Origin of the sequence: Pseudomonas sp. NFPP04 (assembly GCF_900113815.1) — a bacterium.
GTDB classification, from domain to species: domain Bacteria; phylum Pseudomonadota; class Gammaproteobacteria; order Pseudomonadales; family Pseudomonadaceae; genus Aquipseudomonas; species Aquipseudomonas extremorientalis.
Genome location: NZ_FOQS01000013.1, coordinates 124,982 through 140,774 on the forward strand (window position 1 = coordinate 124,982; position 15,793 = coordinate 140,774).

Here is a 15,793-nt window from a genome sequence, read left to right on the forward strand (position 1 = left end):
AGTATGGGGGGCAGCGTAGCCGACTTTGCTCAGTTGGCCGCCCAGAAGATGTAATCCGCCTGGTATTTCACCACTTCCTGCTTGCCTTTGCTGGCCGTGGTGCACGCGCTGCTCGGCGCCACGCCACCCTTGAGCGCCACGCGCTGGATGTAGCTCACGCCGCTCATTGCACCCTTGCCTTCGGCCGGGTTGGCCTTGACCAGTTGATACGGCAGGTTGCCCGCCCCCGCCGGTGCCACGGCCAACTGCGTGCCGGTGATTTTCGAGCCGTCCTCGGCCTGCCAGGTGGCCGGTGGGCCGAAGTAGGTGCCGACTGGTTTACCGCTGCGGTCGTTCAACACTGCCTTGGGCCCGACAAAAGTCCACTCGGTCTGGCCGGCGGCGTTGGCTTTGTCGCGACACTCGTAGGTGATTTCGCCAACGCCGGTGGTCTCCAGTGCCACTTTGTGGCCGTCCGGCACCTTGATGCTGTCGGGCAGGTCGGCCTGGGCAAAGGCGGCAGGCGCGGCGGCGAGCAGGGCGGTGAGGCAGAGCAGTGCTTTAGCGTTCATGGGTACTTCTCCATTTCAGTGAAACAGCGGGGTAACTGAGAGGACTACCCATGGCCGGCACGATTGGATGCAGCGATTAGAAAATAAACCTGAGAGGGCGCACACTGTGTCCCCCCGTTTTACCCGAGGAGAGATTGGCAATGACTGGTGTGCACACGTCTGCTCAACAAGGTTTTTCTGCCCAGGCTGTTACCTACGCCCAGGGGCGACCGGATTATCCGCGGCAACTCACCGGCTGGCTGGCCGACACGTTGCGCATCAGCGCGCAGTCCAGCGTGATTGACCTGGGCGCCGGCACTGGCAAGTTCACCCGCTTGCTCAGCGCCCTGGCACCGACCCTGATCGCGGTCGAGCCGGTGGCGGCGATGGGCGCGCAGTTGACCCGACTGATGCCGGATGTGCGTCTGCTCAATGGCACCGCTGAATCCATCCCATTGCCAGCCGCCAGCGCCGATGCAGTGGTGTGCGCCCAGGCCTTCCACTGGTTTTCCACCGAGGCGGCCCTGGCGGAAATCCATCGCGTGCTCAAGCCTGACGGCCGCCTTGGCCTGGTGTGGAATGTGCGAGACGAATCGGTGGATTGGGTCGCCGCGATCACCGACATCATCACCCCGTACGAGGGCGATACCCCGCGCTTTCATACCGGGCGTTGGCGTGACGCGTTCAGCGGCAAGTATTTTTCCCAGCCCGAAGTCACCTGTTTCCCCTATAGCCATGTCGGCAGTCCTCAAGAGGTGATCATGGATCGCTTTCTCTCGGTGAGCTTTATTGCCGCGCTGGACGATGAGCCCAAGGCCCGCGTTACCGCGCAATTGCAGGCGCTGATCGACACCCATCCGGCGTTGAAGGGGAAGGACACCGTGGCCTTTCCGTATAAGACCCAGGCTTATGTCTGTCATCGACTGGCCTAAAAGGCATAAAGTCAGATCATATTGGTATAAGTCGTTATAAGAAAAATCGCTATCCTGCGGCCAGAAATTTATAAGGCCGCAGGTAGCTGTAATGGATGTGGGTAATTTTGGTTTTGTGGTTGCCGGTCTGATCGTGGGTTTTATCGTGGGCATGACCGGTGTGGGCGGCGGTTCGTTGATGACGCCGATCCTGTTGTGGTTCGGCATCAACCCCGCCACTGCCGTGGGTACCGATCTGTTGTACGCCGCCATCACCAAGTCGGGTGGGGTGCTGGTACACAGCAAGAACAAGAATATCGACTGGACCATCACCGGCTGGCTGACCCTGGGCAGTGTGCCGGCGGTGTTGCTGACGCTGTGGTTTCTGGCCAGCCTGCATACTGACCCCAGCGCCATGAATGCAGTGATCAAGCAGGCGCTCGGTGTGGTGCTGCTGCTGACGGCGTTGGCGATTCTGTTCAAGAAAAGCCTGTTGGCGTTTGCCCAGCGGCATGCGGGCGACAGCTATCACATGAGCCCGCGCAACTTGAATGCGCTGACGGTGGTGACAGGGGCGATCCTCGGCACCATGGTGGCGCTGACCTCCATTGGCGCGGGTGCGCTGGGGACGGTGGCGTTGTTTATTCTTTATCCGTTTCTGGCCACGCGGCGGCTGGTGGGGACTGAGATTGCGCATGCCGTGCCGTTGACCCTGGTAGCCGGGTTGGGGCATGCCAGCATGGGGAATATGGATTGGCATCTGCTCGGGTTTTTGTTGATGGGGTCGTTGCCGGGGATCTATATCGGTAGTCATATGACGGGGAAGTTGCCGGATGGGGTGCTGCGGCCGTGTTTGGCGGTTATGCTCATGGCTATTGGCTATAAACTGGCTTTCTGATTGGGCGCATATCCGTTGTTCAGGTAACGGCCATTTAGGGTTCCGCCATCACCTAAATAACGGATATACACACAGTCAAAAACCTCAACCCACTACGCCAGGCCCATTCCCAATCTGCCAGACAAACGGCGGCTCAGCCCCATTGACCACCCAATCCCCCACAATCCGCGCCTTGTAAATCAGCGGATTATGCGACGACACCGTCCGCGCATTCCGCCAATGCCGATCCAGCGCCTTACCCTGGCGCACATCCGAAGCCCCCAGCGCATTAAACAACTCGCTGGTCGCCCGCTGAATCAACGACGACACCACCACCTGTGCGGTAGCCGACTCAATCTCGGCCGCCACATTGGCTTCGCGCTCTACCGCATCGTCGCCCCCGAATCGCGCCACATACGCCCGTTGCGCGGGCAGTGTCGCCTTCAGCGCGCTCGCTTCGGCGGCATACACCAGCGCCGCCACTTCACCCACCACCTGTTGAATCTGCGCATCCTGGCTGACATGCGCCGCATTGCCATGGCTGTAGATGCGCTTGCGGCTGCGCACCTGATGCGCCACATCGCGCAGTGCCGCACGGCCGATGCCCGCCAAGGTGGCCAGCAGCACCAGTTGGTAGAACGCGGTCTGGTATTTGAAGCGCGTGGCAAAGTCGATCACGTTGTCTGCCTCCACCACCGCATCGGTAAAGCGCGACGTGCCGCTGCCGGTGGTGCGTTGGCCAAAGCCATCCCAGTCGTCACTGTGCTCCACGCCAGGCTGACGGGCGCGGGTCGCGGCGATCACGTCGCCACCGGTGTCGCTGCGTTGGGCGTACACATCGATCCAGTCGGCGAAGATGCTGCCGGTGCTATAGAACTTTTCTCCGTTGAGCTTCCAGTGGTCGCCGTCGGGGCTGACCTGGGTGACCACGTCGCCAATGGCCACGTTGCCGATCTCGGTCCAGGCACAGCCGACGATATCGCCGTCCACGAAACGCTTGAACCACACATCGCGGCCGGCGCCGGGCGGTGCATTCAGGCGGTCTTCGGCAAAGGCGAAGTGCCCGCGCAGGGCCTGGGGCACGTTGGAGTCGGCTTCGGCCAGTTCAATCAGCAATTCGAACAATTGCGGCAGTGACGCGCCGCCACCGCCGTATTCCACCGGTACGCGCACCGCGCCAAAACCCGCCTCCTTGAGCCATTGGATCGGCTCATGGGGCAGGGTGCGGCTGTGTTCGCGTGCTACGGCGCCTTCGGCGATGCGCTGGAAGATCGGGCGAAAGCGTGCCGCCAGCGTGGGGTAGTCGACGCCGGTGGACAGCGGGTTGATGACGTGATGTTCGGTCATGGCGAGGTTCCTGGGCAGTGATCGATGCAGAGGCGATTGCACAGTCCGTGCCGGGTGCCGGGGCGCGTATTTACGGGGACAAACGTCGAGTCACTGTTGCCCTGGCAACAGCGGATCGACAAACCGGCGCAATCCAAAACACTGGCGACGCCATAGAGTCGTTGATCCAAACCGCCTGGCCTGGGCGTTTCGCCGGCCTGGCACGCTTGCTGCTCAAGCCCTGGTACATCCCTTTTTGCGAGGTACCGTCCGATGACTCAACACGCCGTGAAATTTGCCTACTGGGTGCCCAACGTCAGCGGTGGGCTGGTGGTCAGCAAAATCGAGCAACGCACCCACTGGGGCATCGATTACAACCGCAAGCTGGCGCAATTGGCTGAGGCTGCCGGCTTCGAGTACGGCCTGACCCAGATCCGTTTCACCGCCGGCTACGGCGCCGAGAACCAGCATGAGTCCGTGGCATTCAGCCATGCGTTGCTGGCTGCAACCACCAAGCTCAAGGTGATCGCCGCGATCCTGCCCGGCCCGTGGCAGCCGGCGCTGGCGGCCAAGCAATTGGCAACCATCGACCAACTCACCAATGGCCGTATCGCGGTGAATATCGTCAGCGGTTGGTTCAAGGGTGAGTTCCAGGCCATTGGCGAACACTGGCTGGAGCATGACGAACGTTATCGCCGCTCCGAAGAGTTCATCCGCGCCCTCAAAGGCATCTGGACCCAGGATGACTTCACCTTCAAGGGCGACTTCTACCGGTTCAACAATTACACCCTCAAGCCCAAGCCACTGGGCCAGCCGGAAGTGTTCCAGGGCGGCAGCTCGCGGGCGGCACGGGACATGGCGGCGCGGGTGTCGGACTGGTACTTCACCAACGGCAACACCCCGGAAGGTATCAAGGCCCAGGTCGACGACATCCGTGCCAAGGCAGCAGCCAATAACCACTCGGTCAAAGTCGGCGTCAACGCCTTTGTGATCGCCCGCGACACCGAGGAAGAAGCGCGCGCCGTGCTGGCGGAGATCATCGACAAGGCCGACCCGGAAGCGGTGAATGCCTTCGGCGATGCGGCGAAACAGGCCGGCAAGGCGTCGCCGGAGGGAGAGGGCAACTGGGCCAAATCCAGCTTCGAGGACCTGGTGCAGTACAACGATGGCTTCAAGACCAACCTGATCGGCACGCCGCAGCAGATCGCCGAGCGCATCGTTGCGCTCAAGGCGGTGGGGGTGGACCTGGTACTCGCCGGGTTCCTGCACTTCCAGGAAGAAGTCGAATACTTCGGCAAGCGCGTGTTGCCGCTGGTGCGAGAGCTTGAAGCCAAGGCGGCAATCAAACAGGTGGCTTGATCCGTGCGAGCTTGATCCGTGCAAGTAGTGAGCGGGCTTGCTACAGGTGTTTTTCCAGGCGCAGGGCGGGCGTGTGGTCTTCGTAGTAATCGTTGATCAGGGCAAAGCGCCGATAACCGTTGCGCTCATAGAGGTTGAGGGCGCCGGGGTTGTCGGTGCGTACTTCCAGACGTATGCAGGTGTAGCCCTGTGCCACGGCGATAGCTTCCACGCCGTTCAGCAACTGCTTGCCCAAGCCAATGCCGCGTGCATGCTCGGCAATGGCAATCGAATACAGGCGCGCCGAGGAGGCGCCCCGACGAAACAACACCAGCGCATAGCCGAGTAACTGCCGGTCATTTTCCGCCACCAGCAACTGGCCGTGGGCGCGGCTGACCATCCACTGGAAACTGCGCGATGACAGCCGGTCGCTGCTGAAACAGCGCTGTTCCAGTGCCACCAGTTCAGACACATCGTTGGAGGTTGCAACGCGAAAGCAAAGAGCCATATGACCGCCGTAAAAGTTGCGTAACGAAACGGGACTTCTCTAAATGATCGTGCTTAATAGAAAAGGTCGAGTTCTCTAAAGCGGATCAACTATTATGTCGGCGGTACAAGGTCATTGGCGTGAAGTATCGGAGCAAACAGTCGCGACGACAATAACTGACAAGGGTTATTTTCTCGCCCCTATCAAAGGAACCCGTCAAGTCGTGATCATTGTCGAGCGCAAGGAAGATTGGGCCTCCTACTTCCCCAGCGAAGATATCGTCACCGCCCAGGAGTACCTGGAACAGACCCGGGAAACCGAGACAGGCAAGCGTGTGCAGGTGATCAACCTGTGCCGCGGCTATAAGTACCTGGGGCACGGTTATTACTGCTCGCTGCTGGCCGAAGCCCGCGGGCACAAGGTGATTCCGTCGGTGCGCACCATCAGCGAACTGACGAAGAAGTCGCTGTACGGGCTGGCCCTGGACGACCTGGATAAAACCCTCGATAAAGCCTTGAGTCATCATCTTTACAGCAATACCGAAGGCTTTACCCTGACACTTTACTTCGGTCGGACCAATATAGAACCGTTGCAGGACCTGGCCCGTCAGTTATTTGAAGCGTTCCCGTGTCCCATCCTGTTAGTTGATTTCAAAAGGAATAACGGCTGGCATATCGAAGGGATCAAGTCCGGTGTATTGCACAAGTTGCGCGATGACCAGGAAGATCAATTCGCCCATGCGCTGGACAACTTCAGCCGCAAGATCTGGCGCCAGCCGCGCTCACGTCGCCTGGCCCGTTATGACCTGGCCATCCTGCACGATCCCCAGGAACAGTTGCCGCCGTCCAACGCCAAGGCATTGGATAATTTCATCCGCGTGGGCAAGGGCCTGGGCATCGATGTGGAGTTGATCGAGCGCAAGGACTATTCGCGCCTGGCCGAGTACGACGCCTTGCTGATCCGCGAAACCACCAGTGTCGACAACCACACCTACCGTTTTGCCAAGAAAGCCGAAAGCGAAGGCCTGGTGGTGATGGACGATCCGGCGTCGATCCTGCGCTGTACCAACAAGGTCTACCTCACCGACTTGCTCAACAGCCACCAACTGGGCATGCCCGCCACCGAGATTCTGTACAAGGAACGACCGGAAGACTTCGAACGGGTCGGCGAGCGCCTGGGCTTCCCGCTGGTGCTGAAGATCCCTGACGGATGCTTTTCCCGAGGCGTGATCAAGGTTGAAAGCCAGGAGGCTTTGCTCAAGGCGACCGCCGAGTTGTTCGAGCATTCGGTGCTGTTGCTGGCCCAGGAATTCTTCTACACCGAGTACGACTGGCGCATCGGCGTGCTCAACCGCAAGCCGATCTTTGCCTGCCAGTACTTCATGTCCAAGGGCCATTGGCAGATCTACAACCACAAGGCCATCGGCCAGGACATCAACGGTGAATGCCGCACCCTGGCGGTCCATGAAGCGCCCAGGGCAGTGGTGGAGCTGGCGGTGAAGACCGCCAACCTGATCGGCGATGGCCTCTACGGCGTCGACCTCAAGCAGTCCGGTGACAAGGTGGTGGTGATCGAGGTCAACGACAACCCCAACCTGGATGCGGGCATCGAGGATGCGTACTTGCAGGACGACTTGTATGGCCTGGTGCTGGAGGAATTCGTGCGGCGCCTGGAGTTGAAGCGCCAGGGCCAGGTCTGGTGACCCGGCGATGATCCAGCGTTTCGACCTGACCGATGGCAAGCTGCAGGGCGGGGAGAGTGACGCAGCCCCGGTCATGTTGTTTAACAACCCTGACCTGGCCGAACGTGAGTGGCTGCGCGACCACCACAAGCTGGACGAACACGCCCTGGCCTCGGCCCTGGACCCGGACGAAGTCTCGCGTATCGAATTTCACCCCGACAATCTGTTCCTGATCTGGAAGCGGCCGGAGAACTACTCCGGCGGCGGCAACCTGGTGTTCGAAGTGTCGTCCTGCGGCCTGCTGTTTTCCCCCAGCCGCCTGCTGGTGATCGCCACCGACGAAACCCCGCTCAACGGCCTGGGCAAGCGCCGTCCGCTGCACACGCCGCTGGATGTGCTGCTCGATCTGTTGCTCAACAACATCCACCATTACCTCGGCCACCTGAAGGTGATCAAGCTGGTCGCCCGCGAGTTGCAGCAGCAGTTCAATGCGTCCATGAGCAACCACCACCTGATGCAGATGTTCAACCTCAGCGAGAGCCTGATCTATTACATCAACGCGTTGCACAGCAACGGGGCGGTGTTGTCGCGGTTGCGCAACCACGCGGAAAAGGAACATTTCAGCGCCGAGATCATCGGGCTGATCGATGACCTGATCATCGAGAACCACCAGTGCTACAAGCAGGCGGAGATCTATTCCAACGTGTTCTCCGGCCTGATCGATGCGCGTGGCAACCTGATGAACAACAGCATGAACAACCTGTTGCGCAAGCTCACGCTGATCAACGTGGTGTTCCTGCCGCTGAACCTGATTGCGAGCATTGGTGGCATGTCGGAGTTCAGCATGATGACGGCGGGGACGCCGTGGTGGGTGTCGTATCCGTTGTTCCTGCTGGTGATGGGGCTTGGGGCGGGGTTGATGGTGTTGGGGCTGAAGCGGATAGCGGGCGGCGCCAATGTGGTATGAACACCGGCTCCTACAGGGTGTGTGTCGTTCAGGCGCCGGGTTGCAAGGTCAAGACCTCGAACCCATCCGCCGTCACCGCCACGGTATGTTCCCACTGCGCCGACAGGCTGTTGTCCTTGGTGACCACCGTCCAGCCATCCTTGAGGCTGCGTACTTTCGAGCTGCCCTGGTTGAGCATCGGCTCCACGGTAAACACCATGCCTTCACGCAGTTCCAACCCGGTGCCGGGACGGCCAAAGTGCAGGACCTGCGGTTCTTCGTGCATCTCGCGCCCAATCCCGTGGCCGCAATACTCACGCACCACGCTGTAGCCGTTGGCCTGCGCGTGGCTCTGGATCGCGTGGCCGATATCCCCCAGGCGTGCGCCGGGCTTGACCTGGCGGATGCCGGCCCACATGGCTTCAAAAGTCTGTTCCACCAGGCGCCGGGCCTTGGGTGCGACGGTACCGATCATGTACATCTTGCTGGAGTCGGCGATGTAGCCGCCTTTTTCCAGGGTGATGTCGATGTTGATGATGTCGCCGTCCTTGAGGATCTCCTTGGCGCTGGGCATGCCATGGCACACCACCTCATTGATCGAGGTGTTGATGCAGAAGGGGTAGTCGTACTGACCCAGGCTCGCCGGGCGGGCCTTGAGGTCATTGCGGATGAAGGCTTCGACGGCGGCGTCCAGCTCCAGGGTGGAGCGGCCGGCCGCGACGTACCCATCGAGCATGCTGAACACCTGGGCCAGCAGGCGGCCGGATTCACGCATCACCGCCAGTTGTGCGGCAGTCTTGATCATCAACTGCGCCCCCGGATCAGGTCGGGCTTGTCCAACAACAGTTTGTTGATCAGCTCGTTATAGGGCAGGTGAGGATTGAGTTCGGCAAGCAGCCCGATCTTGATCCAGAATTCGGCCTGGGCGTTGATGGAGCGGTCCATCGCGGCGCTGGCCAGGCGCAGTTGTTCGTGCAGTTGGTCGGTGATCTTGACGATGCCCATGGTGTTCACTGTGTGGTAGCAATATACAAAGCGTATATGTTTCGTATATCGATAGTAAACCCCTGGCCGCCAAATGGCGCTTGACCATTGACTTGCCCGCAGGCCGCCGGTTAGTTTCGTCACATGACATTTCAAGCCTTTCGTAGCCAGCCAAGCATTATTACCGCCATTCCTCATTTGGCGGGATAGCACACGGCTGTACCCAAACCCGCCCTAGAGGCGGGTTTTGTTTTTCCGTCTCCAGGGTTTCTGACAAAAAGCCAGGAGACACCCATGAGCACCTGCACCGCGCCTCACACCGCCGACCCGGGACTGCTTGAGCATTACGTGAAGAAGATTCTTGCCGCCCCGGTATACGACCTGGCGGTGCGCACGCCGTTGCAGGCGGCCCCGGCCCTGTCGGCGCTGCTGGGTAACCAGGTGTTGCTCAAACGCGAAGACCTGCAACCGACCTTTTCTTTCAAGATTCGCGGCGCCTACAACAAGCTGGTGCAGCTTACGCCTGAGCAAAAAGCCCGTGGCGTGGTGACCGCGTCGGCGGGTAACCACGCCCAGGGTGTGGCCCTGGCGGCACGGGAACTGGGGATCGAGGCACGCATTGTAATGCCCGCCAGCACCCCGGAACTCAAGGTGCTGGGCGTGCGTTCACGCGGCGCCGAAGCGGTGCTGCACGGCGCAAGCTTCCCGTTTGCCCTGGCCCACGCGCTGCAGTTGGCCGAGTGTTCCGGGTGCACCTTTGTTTCGCCCTTCGATGACCCGGACGTGATCGCCGGCCAAGGCACCGTCGCCATGGAGATCCTGCGCCAGCAGCAAGGGCCACTGGACGCGATCTTCGTGCCGGTGGGCGGTGGTGGCCTGATCGCCGGCGTCGCCGCCTACGTCAAATACCTGCGGCCCGAGGTGCGCATCATTGGCGTCGAGCCCGAAGGTTCCAGCTGCCTGTTGGCGGCACTGCGGGCCGGTGAACGGGTGATACTACCCAGCGTCGACGGGTTTGCCGACGGCACGGCAGTGGCGCAGGTCGGCGCGTATGGCTTTGAGATCTGCCGCGACTGGGTGGATGAAGTCATCACTGTCAGCAACGACGAACTGTGCAGCGCCATCAAGTTGATCTACGACGACACGCGGTCCATCACCGAGCCTTCCGGTGCGTTGGCGGTAGCGGGCATCCGCCACTACGTGGCCCGTCATCAATTCCGCGGACAGACCCTGGTGGCGATCAACTCCGGGGCGAACATCAACTTCGATAGTTTGCGACATGTTGCTGAAAGGGTGGCTGCACAGGGCGCCGTTTAACTTGAAGCCCAGGGTTAAACGATTAATCGCAGCGGTTCGACGACGATTCCGTCGACACTGTTCAACCTCTATAAGAACGCACAGTGCTTATGAGGAAAGGTTACAACGAGGGCCGTTTTTGCCGAGTAGGCTTGGGAGTTACAAGCGTCTGCCAGGGTCGGCAAGACGTGGCGGGCACGCGCCTGCCAGGTTCATGACAATCTGTTGGCAGTCTCAGAAAAGGAGAGGTTGACCATGCTTTCGGAACTAGAGCTTCGCAGCATCATTGAAGGAAGTTTCCTGCCTAAACGGTGCGAATGCACCAAAGCCGAAGATGCCTCGCTGACGATCAAGATCTATGACGACCGTGACCGTGACCGGGTGGATTTGGAAGTCAAAGGTATCAACGCCGACAAACTCGACAGCAGTCGAGCGATTTGCAACCTGATTGCCGGGTTGCGCGAAGACCTCAAGCACACCCATGCACCCGCCCTGCAACGCGCGGGAGGGCGCAGCTTCTATTAGCTTGACGCTTGAGTATGAGGGACCGAAGACCTGTGGGCCTGGATAAACGCCAGGCCCAATACGGTTTCTGTTGCCACCGCCAGCAGGATGCCTGGCCCCGCATTGCCCTTGATCCACTCACCAAACCCCAATAGCGCCAGCACCAGGCACCCGGTGATAAACCCTGTGGTCAGGGCGCGGCGCGTGTCTGAAGGAGGCGCGTGACGGGCGCGGTAGAACATGATGCCGATGCCCAGGAAGAGCGCGGCGTTGCGGCGCGACACCATCCCGGTGGCGTTGGAATACTCCACGCTCCACAACCACAGCAGCAGGTCGGGACGCAGGCCCCAGACCAGTGCGAGGGCGAAGCACAGCAGGGCGGTGAAGGTGGCGAGGGTACGGAAGTTCAAGCGCATGGCGAATCCTTTCAGCCTTATGACAAGCCCGCAAGCGTACGCCTATTAGTGCGGGCCTGGCTCTATTGTTTCAACGCCTCAGTTCTGGAAGTCGCAGGCTTCGGACATCTTCCGATAGCTCACGTCTTCCACCTTGCCTGCTTTATCCAGGAACTTGATATCCGCCTTGATGACCTTGCACTCATCGGTCGGGGTTTCGTTCATGGCCAGCACCTTGTCGATATTCATCGGCAGGCCGTAGTGGTAAGGCACGGGTTTGACGGCGGCTGTTTGATCGTCGGCCTGGGCCAGGCCAGACGCAGCCGCCAGTGCAAGGGTGGCACCGAGCATCAACGTGCGCAGTTTCATGGTGGTTCTCCGCAACAAGTGGGTACAACTTCACTCTCGGCTTGCGGGATTAACCATCGATTAAAGTTTGCCTGGCTGACAAAAGCTTCATCCAAGCTGATGACGATAGGGCAGGTCCGGCCCGGTCTTGCCGCAGGTCATCGCCGCGGCGCGAATGGCAAAGCCCAGCATGACGTCGATCTGTGCCCGCGTGAGCTGTTGCAGGCCCTCTACCGAGTCAAGCTGCTGCTCGGTCAGCCAGGCAATCAACGCCGCCTGGAAGGTGTCGCCGGCCCCCACCGTGTCGGCCATCACCACCTTGACTGCCGGTTGCGACCAGTTGCCGTGCTGGCGGCTGAACACACTGGCACCGTCGCCGCCACGGGTGAGGAACACCAATTGGCAACGGTGTTGCAGCCAGCCCTGCAGCACGCTTTCCGGCGACTGGTCCGGGTAGAGCAGGTGCAGGTCTTCGTCGCTGACCTTGATCAGGTCGGCATGCTTGACCAGCTCCGCCACGCGGTCGCGCCACAGCTGGATGTCCGGCTGCGGGTTGAGGCGCACGTTGGGGTCGAGGCTGATCAGGCGCTTGCCGCTTTCACGCTTGACCAGGTTCAGCAGCGTGTCACCAATCGGTTGCACCACCAGGGAGAACGAGCCGACGTGCAGGCCGCGAATATCATCGCTCAGGCTGGGCAGATGGGCGATTTCCAGCAGCCGGTCGGCGCAGCCTTCGCCTCGGAAGTTGTACTGCGGTGAGCCATCGGCACCCACGGCGACCATCGACAGGGTGGTCGGTGCGGCGAACTCCACCAGGAACTGCTCGCTCACGCCTTCATCCTTGAGCACCTGCAATAAGCGGCGGCCAAGGAAGTCGGTGGACAAGCCGCCGAACAACCCGGCCTCGATACCCAGGCGGCGCAGGCCTACCGCCACGTTGAACGGCGAACCGCCGGCAATCGCCTTGTAGTTGACCTTGGAAGCCTGCCCGCTGGCATCTTCCTCGCTGAAGAAATCGAACAGCGCTTCACCACACACCAGATACATAGTCGTTCGCTCTTAAAGGGTTGCCACGAGTTGTTGATAGCGCTCGTAAGCCTGCTGGTAGGCGCCTACGCTGGCCGCCACCGGCAGGGTCCGGCTGGCGGGGTCGACGCTTACGCATTTGTCGCACAGGCTGGCCAGCGCTTCGCCGGACTGGCACCACGCCGCCTGGATCGCTGCGCCCAGGGCCGCGGCTTCGCTTTGTTCGGTGCAGACCACCTCGGTGTTCATGATGTCGGCCACCATCTGCCGCCACACCGGGCTCTTCGAGCCGCCGCCGATCAGGCGGATGCTCTGGCTTTGCAGGCCGGTCTCGCGCAGCAGGTCTAGGCCGTAGCGCAGGCCGAAGGTGGTGCCTTCGACCACGGCGCGGCACAGGTTCGCGCGGGTCAGGTTGGTCATGGTCAGGCCGTGCAGGCTGCCGGTGGCGTGGGGCAGGGCGGGTACACGCTCACCGTTGAGGAATGGCAGCATGCTCAGGCCGTCGGCGCCGATGGGCGCCTGATCGACCAGGGTGTTGAACGCGGCCAGGTCGAGGTCGAACAGCTCGCGCATGACCCCGGTGGCGTTGGTCAGGTTCATGGTGCAGATCAATGGCAACCAGCCGCCGCTGGATGAGCAAAACGTCGCGACCGAAGCCTGGGGGCTGACGTTGGGTTGGTCGGCAAATGCATACACGGTGCCCGATGAACCCAGGCTCATGGTGATCACGCCGGTCGCGATATTACCGGTGCCAATGGCGCCCATCATGTTATCGCCGCCGCCGCTGGACACGATGGCGTTGGGGTTGATGCCCAGGCGTTCGGCGATGGCCGGCAGGATCGTGCCGACGCCTTGATTCGCATCGATCAACGCCGGCAGCGCCGCTTCAAGGCGGCCGCTGGGATCGATGTGCTTGAGCAGATCCACATCCCATTCACGGCTGCGCACATTGAAGTAGCCGGTGCCCGACGCATCGCCGTATTCCGCGACGGCACGGCCGGTGAGCCAGTAGTTGAGGTAGTCGTGGGGCAGCAGGATATGCGCAATGCGCGCAAACAGCTCCGGGTGCTGTTCGCGGGTCCACAGCAGTTTCGATACGGTATAGCCCGGCGCAATCGCCACGCCGAGGCGTTCCAGGGAGCCGTTCTCACCGCCCAGATCGGCCAGCAGGCGCTCGTTTTCAGGTGTGGTTTCGGTGTCGCACCACAGCTTGGCCGGGCGCAGGACCTGGCCTTGTTCATCCAGCAGCACCAGGCCGTGTTGCTGGCCGGACACGCCGATGCCGAGGATGTCCTGGCCGTCCACACCGGCCTGTTGCAGGGCGCGGTGGGTGGCCTCGGTGAAGGCGTCCAGCCATTCCTGAGCGTGCTGTTCGCGGCGGCCGTTGGCGCCGCTGATCAGGGTGTGCGCCGCAGCGCCGAGGCCGAGTACCTTGCCGCTGGTGGCGTCGAGGACGATGGCCTTGGTGCCTTGGGTGCCGCAGTCGATGCCGAGAAACAGGTTTTGCTGGGTCATGAGGGTGTGCTCAGCAGTTTATTGTTCGAGTTGGCAATGCATTCCAATGTGGGAGGAGGGCTTGCCCCCGATAGCGCAGGGTCAGCTAAGGATGCATCAACTGACACTCCCTCATCGGGGGCAAGCCCCCTCCCACATGTTTAAGTCCGTTGCTTCAGGAGATGCTGCAGTGTTTTGGTCACGCCGTTATCACGCAAGCTTGCATAACACCGCTCGAACGCTGCCACAAACTCAGCCGACTTGGGAATAGCCGTGCCAAAAATCTCCTCCACCCCCAGCAGGCGCTTGCTGATCAATGCATCCTCACTCACCAGCCCTTGGCAGAACTCGGCACGGGGGTCGGGGATCTTGTAGCTGACGCCGTTCTCATCCACGCCCTTGAGGTACAGCGCCCAAGCGGCCACCACCAGCGCCGCACGCTCCGTCTCGCGCCCATCGGCAATCAACCGGTTGATGGTCGGCACGGTGAACTTGGGAAACTTCGACGAGCCATCGGAACACACGCGCTCCAGTTGATCGGCAATCGCCTGGTTGGAGAAGCGGTCTACCAACGTCTGCTTGTACTCCGTCAGGTCGATGCCCGGCACCGGCGCCAGGTTCGGCGTGACGTCCAGGTCCATATAGGCGCGCATGTAGGCCACGAACAGCGGGTCATTCATGGTCTCGTGCACAAACCGATAACCCTTGAGAAAACCCAGGTAGGTCAACGCCAGGTGGCTGCCGTTGAGCAGGCCGATCTTCATCTCTTCATAGGGCGTAACGTCATCGGTAAACTGCACGCCGACCTTTTCCCAGGCCGGGCGACCGTTGACGAATTTGTCTTCCAGCACCCACTGCACAAAGGGTTCGCACACCACCGGCCAGGCGTCGTCGATACCGTGCTCGTCATGCAATTGCAGGCGGTGGGCGGTGCTGGTCATCGGTGTGATGCGGTCGACCATGGCATTCGGGAAGCTCACATTGGCCTTGATCCAGTCGTGCAACTCGGCATTGTGCAGCGCCGCGAACGCCAGCAGGGCCTTGCGGGTCACGGCGCCGTTGTGCGGCAGGTTATCGCAGGACATCACGGTAAACGCCGGGGTGCCGGCGGCGCGGCGCTGGGTCAACGCGGCGCAGATAAAGCCGAACACGGTTTTCGGTGCGCTCGGGTGCGCCAGGTCGTGCTGGATCTGCGGCAGGTGGGCCATGAACTCGCCGTTGCTGTCGTCGATGCAGTAGCCGCCTTCGGTGATGGTCAGCGAGACGATGCGAATGGCCGGGTCGGCCAGTTTGTCGATCAGCGCCTGGGCGCCGTCTTCGGCCAGCAGCATGTCGCTGATCGAGCCGATCACCCGCACCTCGGTGTCGTCGGTGTCGCCCAGTTCGTACAGGGTGAACAGGTAGTCCTGGCCCGCCAGGTCGTCGCGGGCCTTGCGGTCCTCGGCACGCAGGCCGACGCCGCAGATGCTCCAGTCCAACCCTTCGCCAGTGTTCATCAGCGCATCGGTGTAATACGCCTGGTGCGCACGGTGAAAACCGCCGACGCCGATATGGGCGATGCCCTGGGTGGTGCTGGCGATGGCATAGGTGGGCAGCTTCACTTGCGGTGCCAGCTGGGTGAGGTTGTGTTTATTCAGTTTCATCAGCTCA

At 61.2% G+C, this 15,793-nt stretch carries 16 protein-coding genes and 1 pseudogene; 7 read left to right on the top strand and 10 right to left on the bottom strand.

Annotated features, from left to right (window positions below; genetic code table 11):
• Window positions 1-29: 29 nt before the first annotated feature.
• On the bottom strand, window positions 30-551 hold the full coding sequence (locus BM017_RS23790) for a DUF3455 domain-containing protein (RefSeq protein ID WP_092249032.1): 522 nt from the start codon (window positions 549-551) through the stop codon (window positions 30-32).
• 140 nt (window positions 552-691) lie between these two features.
• On the opposite strand from BM017_RS23790, the gene BM017_RS23795 reads away from it, so the two are divergent.
• Together BM017_RS23795 and BM017_RS23800 are read left to right on the top strand one after the other, a co-directional pair.
• Window positions 692-1,462, top strand: a complete 771-nt coding sequence (locus BM017_RS23795; RefSeq protein WP_092249034.1) for a class I SAM-dependent methyltransferase — start codon at window positions 692-694, stop codon at window positions 1,460-1,462.
• A gap of 91 nt (window positions 1,463-1,553) precedes the next feature.
• Complete coding sequence (locus tag BM017_RS23800; protein WP_092249036.1) at window positions 1,554-2,339, top strand: sulfite exporter TauE/SafE family protein; 786 nt, start codon at window positions 1,554-1,556, stop codon at window positions 2,337-2,339.
• A gap of 84 nt (window positions 2,340-2,423) precedes the next feature.
• Here BM017_RS23800 and BM017_RS23805 read toward each other — a convergent pair whose 3' ends face one another.
• The gene (locus tag BM017_RS23805) at window positions 2,424-3,665 is read right to left on the bottom strand and encodes an acyl-CoA dehydrogenase family protein (protein WP_092249038.1); all 1,242 of its coding nucleotides are present in this window, start codon (window positions 3,663-3,665) and stop codon (window positions 2,424-2,426) included.
• A 252-nt stretch (window positions 3,666-3,917) separates the two neighbouring features.
• On the opposite strand from BM017_RS23805, the gene sfnG reads away from it, so the two are divergent.
• Window positions 3,918-5,003: a dimethylsulfone monooxygenase SfnG gene (gene sfnG / locus BM017_RS23810; protein WP_071490612.1), complete on the top strand. Its 1,086-nt coding sequence runs from the start codon at window positions 3,918-3,920 to the stop codon at window positions 5,001-5,003.
• 43 nt (window positions 5,004-5,046) lie between these two features.
• Here sfnG and BM017_RS23815 read toward each other — a convergent pair.
• A pseudogene (locus BM017_RS23815) lies at window positions 5,047-5,490 on the bottom strand (GNAT family N-acetyltransferase); the annotation flags it as partial.
• A 94-nt stretch (window positions 5,491-5,584) separates the two neighbouring features.
• Here BM017_RS23815 and BM017_RS23820 point away from each other — a divergent pair.
• Together BM017_RS23820 and BM017_RS23825 are read left to right on the top strand one after the other, a co-directional pair.
• Entirely contained in the window at window positions 5,585-7,171 is a 1,587-nt protein-coding gene (locus BM017_RS23820) for a RimK family protein (RefSeq protein WP_092249040.1), read from the top strand.
• Window positions 7,172-7,178: 7 nt separating this feature from the next.
• Window positions 7,179-8,117 (top strand): magnesium transporter CorA family protein, encoded by a 939-nt coding sequence (locus BM017_RS23825; protein ID WP_092249042.1) that lies wholly within the window; start codon window positions 7,179-7,181, stop codon window positions 8,115-8,117.
• Window positions 8,118-8,145: 28 nt separating this feature from the next.
• On the opposite strand, the gene map is transcribed toward BM017_RS23825, so the two are convergent.
• Both map and BM017_RS23835 read right to left on the bottom strand, forming a co-directional pair.
• Window positions 8,146-8,901, bottom strand: a complete 756-nt coding sequence (gene map / locus BM017_RS23830) for a type I methionyl aminopeptidase (RefSeq protein WP_092249044.1) — start codon at window positions 8,899-8,901, stop codon at window positions 8,146-8,148.
• A complete protein-coding gene (locus BM017_RS23835) occupies window positions 8,901-9,101 on the bottom strand; it encodes a ParD-like family protein (RefSeq protein ID WP_003190946.1) in 201 nt (66 codons plus the stop codon). Before BM017_RS23835 ends, map begins: the two co-directional genes overlap by 1 nt.
• Before the next feature lie 273 nt (window positions 9,102-9,374).
• Between BM017_RS23835 and ilvA the strand changes: the two genes are divergently transcribed.
• Both ilvA and BM017_RS23845 read left to right on the top strand, forming a co-directional pair.
• Window positions 9,375-10,397, top strand: a complete 1,023-nt coding sequence (gene ilvA, locus BM017_RS23840; protein WP_092249046.1) for a threonine ammonia-lyase, biosynthetic — start codon at window positions 9,375-9,377, stop codon at window positions 10,395-10,397.
• Window positions 10,398-10,631: 234 nt separating this feature from the next.
• Window positions 10,632-10,901 carry a DUF1652 domain-containing protein gene (locus BM017_RS23845; RefSeq protein ID WP_071490607.1) on the top strand — a complete coding sequence of 90 codons (270 nt, stop codon included), beginning with the start codon at window positions 10,632-10,634 and terminating at the stop codon, window positions 10,899-10,901.
• On the opposite strand, the gene BM017_RS23850 is transcribed toward BM017_RS23845, so the two are convergent.
• The 5 genes from BM017_RS23850 to BM017_RS23870 all read right to left on the bottom strand — a co-directional run bounded on the left by BM017_RS23850 (window position 10,898) and on the right by BM017_RS23870 (window position 15,786).
• Complete coding sequence (locus BM017_RS23850; protein WP_092249048.1) at window positions 10,898-11,296, bottom strand: hypothetical protein; 399 nt, start codon at window positions 11,294-11,296, stop codon at window positions 10,898-10,900. The genes BM017_RS23845 and BM017_RS23850 overlap by 4 nt on opposite strands.
• A 78-nt stretch (window positions 11,297-11,374) precedes the next feature.
• A complete protein-coding gene (locus BM017_RS23855; protein WP_092249050.1) occupies window positions 11,375-11,644 on the bottom strand; it encodes a DUF2790 domain-containing protein in 270 nt (89 codons plus the stop codon).
• Between the two features lie 87 nt (window positions 11,645-11,731).
• A complete protein-coding gene (locus tag BM017_RS23860) occupies window positions 11,732-12,670 on the bottom strand; it encodes a carbohydrate kinase family protein (RefSeq protein WP_092249052.1) in 939 nt (312 codons plus the stop codon).
• A 12-nt stretch (window positions 12,671-12,682) separates the two neighbouring features.
• Entirely contained in the window at window positions 12,683-14,164 is a 1,482-nt protein-coding gene (xylB, locus tag BM017_RS23865) for a xylulokinase (protein ID WP_092249054.1), read from the bottom strand.
• Window positions 14,165-14,304: 140 nt separating this feature from the next.
• On the bottom strand, window positions 14,305-15,786 hold the full coding sequence (locus BM017_RS23870) for a mannitol dehydrogenase family protein (protein ID WP_092249056.1): 1,482 nt from the start codon (window positions 15,784-15,786) through the stop codon (window positions 14,305-14,307).
• Window positions 15,787-15,793: the final 7 nt, after the last annotated feature.

What these genes read in the sequence shown, in the direction of transcription:
- BM017_RS23790 (WP_092249032.1), bottom strand. Translation starts at nt 551, where the DNA reads ATGAACGCTAAAGCACTGCTCTGCCTCACCGCCCTGCTCGCCGCCGCG.
- BM017_RS23795 (WP_092249034.1), top strand. Translation starts at nt 692, where the DNA reads ATGACTGGTGTGCACACGTCTGCTCAACAAGGTTTTTCTGCCCAGGCT.
- BM017_RS23800 (WP_092249036.1), top strand. Translation starts at nt 1,554, where the DNA reads ATGGATGTGGGTAATTTTGGTTTTGTGGTTGCCGGTCTGATCGTGGGT.
- BM017_RS23805 (WP_092249038.1), bottom strand. Translation starts at nt 3,665, where the DNA reads ATGACCGAACATCACGTCATCAACCCGCTGTCCACCGGCGTCGACTAC.
- sfnG (WP_071490612.1), top strand. Translation starts at nt 3,918, where the DNA reads ATGACTCAACACGCCGTGAAATTTGCCTACTGGGTGCCCAACGTCAGC.
- BM017_RS23820 (WP_092249040.1), top strand. Translation starts at nt 5,585, where the DNA reads ATGTCGGCGGTACAAGGTCATTGGCGTGAAGTATCGGAGCAAACAGTC.
- BM017_RS23825 (WP_092249042.1), top strand. Translation starts at nt 7,179, where the DNA reads ATGATCCAGCGTTTCGACCTGACCGATGGCAAGCTGCAGGGCGGGGAG.
- map (WP_092249044.1), bottom strand. Translation starts at nt 8,901, where the DNA reads ATGATCAAGACTGCCGCACAACTGGCGGTGATGCGTGAATCCGGCCGC.
- BM017_RS23835 (WP_003190946.1), bottom strand. Translation starts at nt 9,101, where the DNA reads ATGGGCATCGTCAAGATCACCGACCAACTGCACGAACAACTGCGCCTG.
- ilvA (WP_092249046.1), top strand. Translation starts at nt 9,375, where the DNA reads ATGAGCACCTGCACCGCGCCTCACACCGCCGACCCGGGACTGCTTGAG.
- BM017_RS23845 (WP_071490607.1), top strand. Translation starts at nt 10,632, where the DNA reads ATGCTTTCGGAACTAGAGCTTCGCAGCATCATTGAAGGAAGTTTCCTG.
- BM017_RS23850 (WP_092249048.1), bottom strand. Translation starts at nt 11,296, where the DNA reads ATGCGCTTGAACTTCCGTACCCTCGCCACCTTCACCGCCCTGCTGTGC.
- BM017_RS23855 (WP_092249050.1), bottom strand. Translation starts at nt 11,644, where the DNA reads ATGAAACTGCGCACGTTGATGCTCGGTGCCACCCTTGCACTGGCGGCT.
- BM017_RS23860 (WP_092249052.1), bottom strand. Translation starts at nt 12,670, where the DNA reads ATGTATCTGGTGTGTGGTGAAGCGCTGTTCGATTTCTTCAGCGAGGAA.
- xylB (WP_092249054.1), bottom strand. Translation starts at nt 14,164, where the DNA reads ATGACCCAGCAAAACCTGTTTCTCGGCATCGACTGCGGCACCCAAGGC.
- BM017_RS23870 (WP_092249056.1), bottom strand. Translation starts at nt 15,786, where the DNA reads ATGAAACTGAATAAACACAACCTCACCCAGCTGGCACCGCAAGTGAAG.